This window comes from Albidovulum sp., from assembly GCF_008933605.1.
GTDB lineage: Bacteria > Pseudomonadota > Alphaproteobacteria > Rhodobacterales > Rhodobacteraceae > Albidovulum.
In genome coordinates, this window is sequence record NZ_WBUS01000186.1 from 1 (window position 1) to 5,422 (window position 5,422).

Consider the following 5,422-nt stretch of genomic DNA (forward strand, 5'->3'; position numbering starts at 1 on the left):
GCGACCTGGACGGCGTTCGGAACCGGGCGGTCGGCCTTTCCGATGGTCGCGCAATCCTGCCTGGCGGGCGGCCATGTCCGCATCGGGCTGGAGGATGCCGTGTTCATCGACCGCGGCGTGCTGGCGCCGTCCAACGCCGCGATGGTCGACAAGGCCCGCGGGATCGTGCAGGCGCTGGGCGCCGAGATCGCGACCCCGCGCCAGGCCCGCGAGTTGCTGGGGCTGGCCACCCGGCTGGCCGCCTGAAATGCCCGTTATTTTCAGCAGGAAGCAGTACCCATGACCCTTCTGGTCGATTCCACCCCCAGCGTCGCGACGGGCGCCGGCGTCAGTGCCCGCAGACTGCGGCTGACCGCCAAGGCTGCCGATCTCGCCTCGCTCGACTTCGGCATCGAGATCACGACGCTGCGGCGCGACCATGCCGACCAGGTGCTGGTCGAGATCCACGCAGCCGGCGTCAATCCGTCCGACGTCAAGGCGGCGCTGGGCCAGATGCCCTATGCCGTGTGGCCGCGGACCCCGGGCCGCGATTTTGCCGGCATCGTGATCGAGGGGCCGACAACCCTGGTCGGCCAGGAAGTCTGGGGGTCGGGTGGCGAACTCGGCATCCGTCGCGACGGCACGCATGCCAGCCACATCGTGGTCGACGCCGCGTCGGTCCGGCCCAAGCCCAAGGGGGTCGGCATGGCCGAGGCCGCCGGGATCGTCCTCGACATCCTGACCGGGCGCGACAAGGGCGCCGAGCGGGCCGAGAAGCTCACGGCGCTGAAGCGGGGCGCGATCCAGGTGCTCGTCGGCACCCACGCGCTCTTCCAGAAGGATGTGGAGTTCCACGACCTCCGCCTTGCCATCGTTGACGAGCAGCACCGGTTCGGCGTGGCGCAGCGGATGGAACTGGCCGCCAAGGGCGTGACGGCCGACATGCTGGTGATGACGGCGACGCCGATCCCGCGATCCCTGAGCCTCGCGCAGTATGGCGACATGGACGTCTCGGTGCTGGACGAGAAGCCGCCGGGGCGGAAGCCGGTGAAGACCGCGCTCGTCTCGGCCGGGCGCTACGACGAGGTGGTGGGCCACCTGCGCCAGGCCGTCGCCGAGGGGCGGCAGGCCTACTGGGTCTGCCCGCTCGTCGAGGAATCGGAAGCGGTGGACCTCACGGCCGCGGCGGAGCGCTTCCGCTCCCTCAGGGCGGCGCTCGGCGAAGGGGTGGTGGGCCTCGTGCACGGCCAGATGCCGCCGGCCGAGAAGGACGCGGCCATGGCGGACTTCGTCGCGGGGCGGACCAAGGTGCTGGTGGCGACCACGGTGATCGAGGTCGGGGTGAACGTGCCCGACGCCTCGATCATGGTGATCGAACGGGCGGAGATCTTCGGGCTCGCGCAGCTACACCAGTTGCGCGGGCGGGTAGGGCGCGGGGCGGCGGAATCGACCTGCCTCCTGATGTACCAGCCGCCGCTCGGCGGCACCGCAGAACGGCGTCTGCAGATCCTGCGCGAGACCGAGGACGGCTTCCGCATCGCCGAGGAGGACCTCGCCATGCGCGGCGCCGGCGACCTCATCGGCACGGCGCAGTCGGGCCTGCCGAGGTTCCGCATCGCCGACCTGGAGCGGCAGGCGGCGCTGATGGCGGTTGCGCAGCGGGACGCGCGCAAGCTGCTGGCCGAGGATGCCGGGCTTGCCACCCGGCGCGGAGCGGCGGCGCGGGTGCTGCTGTGGCTGATGGAACAGGACCGGGCCATCCGGCTCATTTCCGTCGGGTGAGCCGGTTTCGTTCGCAGATGTTCCCAGAAAGTTCTTTACGAATCGTTTTCAATATGAGAACAAAGGGGCAACAGATGTGGAGGTTGCCCATGGCACGGGAAGTGAGATCCGCCTTGATCCGCGCGCGCGGCACGCTCGTTCAGGATGCCGCCGGCGTGCTCTCCCTCATCGCGATGCTTCTCGTCGCGCTGCACCTGCCGTCCATCTTCTGAGTCGTCCGGTTTCTGCCTCGCGGTTCGCCGTCCGGTTTCGCGCCTGTCCCCAGTCCCCGGCTCTGCCAGAGCCACGCGTCCGGTCCCCCGGCAATCGCCTGCCTCGCCGCCTTCTCCGGAAGGCGGCGTTTTTTTGGGGGATGCAGCCTCAGGCCGCCGCTTCGGCCTCGGCCATGGCCTCGGCCGTGGCTTCGAGAACCAGCAGGATCGAGGCGTGGCGGTTCTTGTAGTCGCGCGCCGGTTCCAGCACCTCGTAGCCGACGAAGGGCGCCGACGGCACCGGCCCCGCCTCCTTCAGCATGGCGCGAAGCTCGTCGCGCGCCCGTTCGACCTCGGCCCGCGTCCGGCCGATCATCTGCGCCCCGGCGATCGCCGCCGAGGCCTGGCCGAGCGCGCAGGCCTTCACGTCCTGGCCGAACTCGGCAATGCGCCCGTCTTTCACCACGACATCGACGGTGACGGTGGAACCGCAGAGCGGCGAGCGCTTGCGCACCGTCGCCGTCGGGTGGTCGAGCCGGCGAAGGTGCGGAATGTCGGCCGCGAGCGCCAGGATGCGCTTGGAATAGAGGTGGATGAGGTCGTTGTCGCTCATGCGCTCTCCCCCCGGGGCTTTCCCCGCCGGCGTCTGGAGTCTAGATAGGCGCAAAGCCGCGGGAAAGGAAGCCGGACGGATGCCCTTCGAGCCCTCGACACTGGTCTACGATGCCCGCGGTCTCATCCCGGTGATCGCGCAGGACCATGCCTCGGGCGAGGTCCTGATGCTCGCCTGGATGAACGCCGAGGCGGTGGCCCGGACGCTCCGGAGCGGGCGCGTGACCTACTGGTCGCGCTCGCGCGGGGCCTTCTGGGTGAAGGGCGAGACCTCGGGCCATGTGCAGCGGCTGAAGGAGATGCGGCTCGATTGCGACCGCGACTGCCTTCTGGTGCTGGTCGAGCAGGAGGGGCCGGCCTGCCACACGAACCGGCGGAGCTGCTTCTACACGGCGGTGCGCGACGGGGCCGAGGTGGAAATCCTGCGGCCCGAGGACTGAGCGCGGATTGGGGAGCCTCCGGCGGAGGTATTTTCCGGCAAGATGAACGCGCCAGTTCAGGCGAGGCCGACCATGCGGCGGATGTCGTCGGGGCTGGCGCCTTCGTCGCGGAACTTGCGGATGGCGCGGGCATCGTCGCGCTTGGCGAGCCGCTTGCCATGTTCGTCGCGGATCAGGCAGTGGTGGTGGTAGAGGGGCGTCGGCAGACCGAGAAGGCGTTGCAGGAGGACGTGGATGCGCGTCGCCTCGAAGAGGTCTTTCCCGCGCGTGACATGGGTGATGCCCTGCGCGGCATCGTCCACCACGACCGAGAGGTGATAGGACGTACCCATGTCGCGGCGGGCGAGGACTATGTCGCCGATGCGGGTCAGGTAGTCGTCGCGGGATGTGAACACGTCGCCTGGATGCGCCGGGCCGGTTTCGAGGAACGGCAACCCGAAAGTCCCGCCGTGCGCACTGTCGATCCGGTGGCCGAGGCACCCGCAGGCGTTGCCCATGTCGAGCCGGAGATGTGTTTCGGTCGGTCGAGGCGACATCGAGCAGGGCAGGCCCCCGCAATGCTTGCCCCTGCACGTTCCGGGATAGACCGGGCCGTCGGGGCCGGCGGCCGGGACACCCTCCTGCGGGGCGGCGAGGGCGGCGTCGATGTCGCGGCGGGTGCAGGTGCAGCGATAGAGAAGGTCGTCCTGCCATAGCCGGTCCAGCGCTGCGGCATAGGCCGGCATCCGTTCGGACTGGCGCATCACCGGTCCGTCCCAGGCGAGGCCGAGCCAGGCGAGGTCGTCGCAGATCATCGCTTCCCAGTGGGGCCGGGCGCGACTACGGTCGATGTCCTCCATCCTGAGGAGGAACTCCCCGCCCGCCGCGCGCGCCATGTCATGCGCCAGGATCGCGGAATAGGCATGGCCGAGGTGCAGCGGGCCGGTGGGCGAGGGTGCGAAGCGCGTGCGCATCAATCCTGCCCGGCAAGCCATTCCGTGAAAACGGTTTTCGCGCGGTCGGTATAGGCGCGATAGCGGTCCTTCCGACCCTTGCGGCCGCCCTTCGCCTCGATCGGCGGGAAAAGGCCGAAGTTGACGTTCATCGGCTGGAAGGTCTTCGCCTCGGCCCCGCCGGTGATGTGGTGGACGAGGGCACCCATGGCGGTTTCGGGGGGCGGCGGCGCGAGGTCGCGGCCGAGGATCTGGGCCGCCGCCATGCGGCCGGCAAGAAGCCCCATCGCGGCGCTTTCGACATAGCCCTCGACACCGGTGATCTGGCCGGCAAAGCGGATGCCGGGCCGCGACCGCAGCCGCAACCGGTCATCGAGCAGCGTCGGCGCGTTGAGGAAGGTGTTGCGGTGGATGCCGCCGAGGCGCGCGAAGCGCGCGTTCTCAAGGCCGGGAATCATCCGGAAAACATCGACCTGCGCGCCATACTTCATCTTGGTCTGGAAGCCGACGATGTTGTAGAGCGTGCCGAGCGCATTGTCGCGCCTGAGCTGGACGACGGCATGGGGCTTGACCTCGGGCCGGTGGGCGTTGGTCAGGCCCACCGGCTTCATCGGCCCGAAGCGCAGCGTGTCGCGGCCGCGTTCGGCCATGACCTCGATCGGCAGGCAGCCGTCGAAATAGCCCGCCGTCTCGCCCTCGCGGAACTCGGTCTTGTCGGCGGCGAGCAGCGCGTCGACGAAGGCCTCGTAGGTCTCGCGCGACATCGGGCAGTTGAGATAGGCGCGCCGTTCCTCCTCCGTCTCGCCCTTGTCGTAGCGCGACTGCATCCAGGCGACCGACATGTCGATCGTCTCGGCATGGACGATGGGGGCGATGGCGTCGAAGAAGGCGAGCGCCTCGGCGCCGGTCTCGGCGCGGATCGCCTCGGCAAGCGCGCCGGAGGTGAGGGGGCCGGTGGCGATGATCCAGTGGCCCGAGTCGGGCAGCGCCGTGATCTCGCCCTCGGAGACCTCGATGAGCGGGTGGCCGCGAAGTTCCCGCGTCACGGCGGCGGCGAAGGGCTCGCGGTCGACGGCGAGCGCGCCGCCCGCCGGCAGGCGGTGGCGGTCGGCCATGCCGATGACGAGCCCGCCCGCCGCGCGCATCTCCCAGTGCAGGAGCCCGACGGCGTTCTGCGCGTCGTCGTCCGAACGGAAGGAGTTGGAGCAGACCATTTCGGCGAAATCGCCGGTGCGGTGGGCGAAGGTGCCGACCCGGGGCCGCATCTCGTGGATCGTGACGGCGACGCCCATGGAAGCCGCCTGCCAGGCGGCCTCGGATCCGGCCATGCCGCCGCCGACGATGTGAAGTCGCGCGTTCATGGCGGTCATGTAGTCCGCCGCCGGGCGATTGAAAAGTCTCGGCGGGGTGGCGGGCGGCGCGGGCGGCCGGGGAAACCGGAGCCAACAATACCAAAGCGGCCCCGGAGGGCCGCTTTGGTATTGTT

At 69.8% G+C, this 5,422-nt stretch carries 6 protein-coding genes and 2 pseudogenes; 5 read left to right on the plus strand and 3 right to left on the minus strand.

Features of this window, described 5'->3' with window-relative positions:
• The 4 genes and pseudogenes from F9K34_RS16660 to F9K34_RS16675 all read left to right on the plus strand — a co-directional run.
• Nucleotides 1-246, plus strand: a 246-nt coding sequence (locus F9K34_RS16660) for a 3-keto-5-aminohexanoate cleavage protein (protein ID WP_291338240.1), incomplete at its 5' end; no start/stop codon positions are given.
• Nucleotides 247-279: 33 nt separating this feature from the next.
• Nucleotides 280-660: pseudogene (locus tag F9K34_RS16665) on the plus strand (alcohol dehydrogenase catalytic domain-containing protein); the annotation flags it as partial.
• A gap of 24 nt (nucleotides 661-684) precedes the next feature.
• Nucleotides 685-1,761: pseudogene (locus F9K34_RS16670) on the plus strand (ATP-dependent DNA helicase RecG); the annotation flags it as partial.
• Nucleotides 1,762-1,850: 89 nt separating this feature from the next.
• The gene (locus tag F9K34_RS16675; RefSeq protein ID WP_291338241.1) at nucleotides 1,851-1,973 is read left to right on the plus strand and encodes a hypothetical protein; all 123 of its coding nucleotides are present in this window, start codon (nucleotides 1,851-1,853) and stop codon (nucleotides 1,971-1,973) included.
• Nucleotides 1,974-2,121: 148 nt separating this feature from the next.
• Here F9K34_RS16675 and F9K34_RS16680 read toward each other — a convergent pair whose 3' ends face one another.
• Nucleotides 2,122-2,565: an iron-sulfur cluster assembly scaffold protein gene (locus tag F9K34_RS16680; RefSeq protein WP_291338242.1), complete on the minus strand. Its 444-nt coding sequence runs from the start codon at nucleotides 2,563-2,565 to the stop codon at nucleotides 2,122-2,124.
• Between the two features lie 79 nt (nucleotides 2,566-2,644).
• On the opposite strand from F9K34_RS16680, the gene hisI reads away from it, so the two are divergent.
• A complete protein-coding gene (hisI, locus tag F9K34_RS16685) occupies nucleotides 2,645-3,004 on the plus strand; it encodes a phosphoribosyl-AMP cyclohydrolase (protein WP_291338243.1) in 360 nt (119 codons plus the stop codon).
• Between the two features lie 56 nt (nucleotides 3,005-3,060).
• Here the strand turns inward: hisI and gluQRS are convergent, their stop codons facing one another.
• Entirely contained in the window at nucleotides 3,061-3,957 is an 897-nt protein-coding gene (gluQRS, locus tag F9K34_RS16690) for a tRNA glutamyl-Q(34) synthetase GluQRS (RefSeq protein ID WP_291338244.1), read from the minus strand.
• Nucleotides 3,957-5,297: a methylenetetrahydrofolate--tRNA-(uracil(54)-C(5))-methyltransferase (FADH(2)-oxidizing) TrmFO gene (gene trmFO, locus F9K34_RS16695; RefSeq protein ID WP_291338245.1), complete on the minus strand. Its 1,341-nt coding sequence runs from the start codon at nucleotides 5,295-5,297 to the stop codon at nucleotides 3,957-3,959. The genes gluQRS and trmFO overlap by 1 nt, the downstream gene beginning before the upstream one ends.
• Nucleotides 5,298-5,422 lie beyond the last annotated feature (125 nt).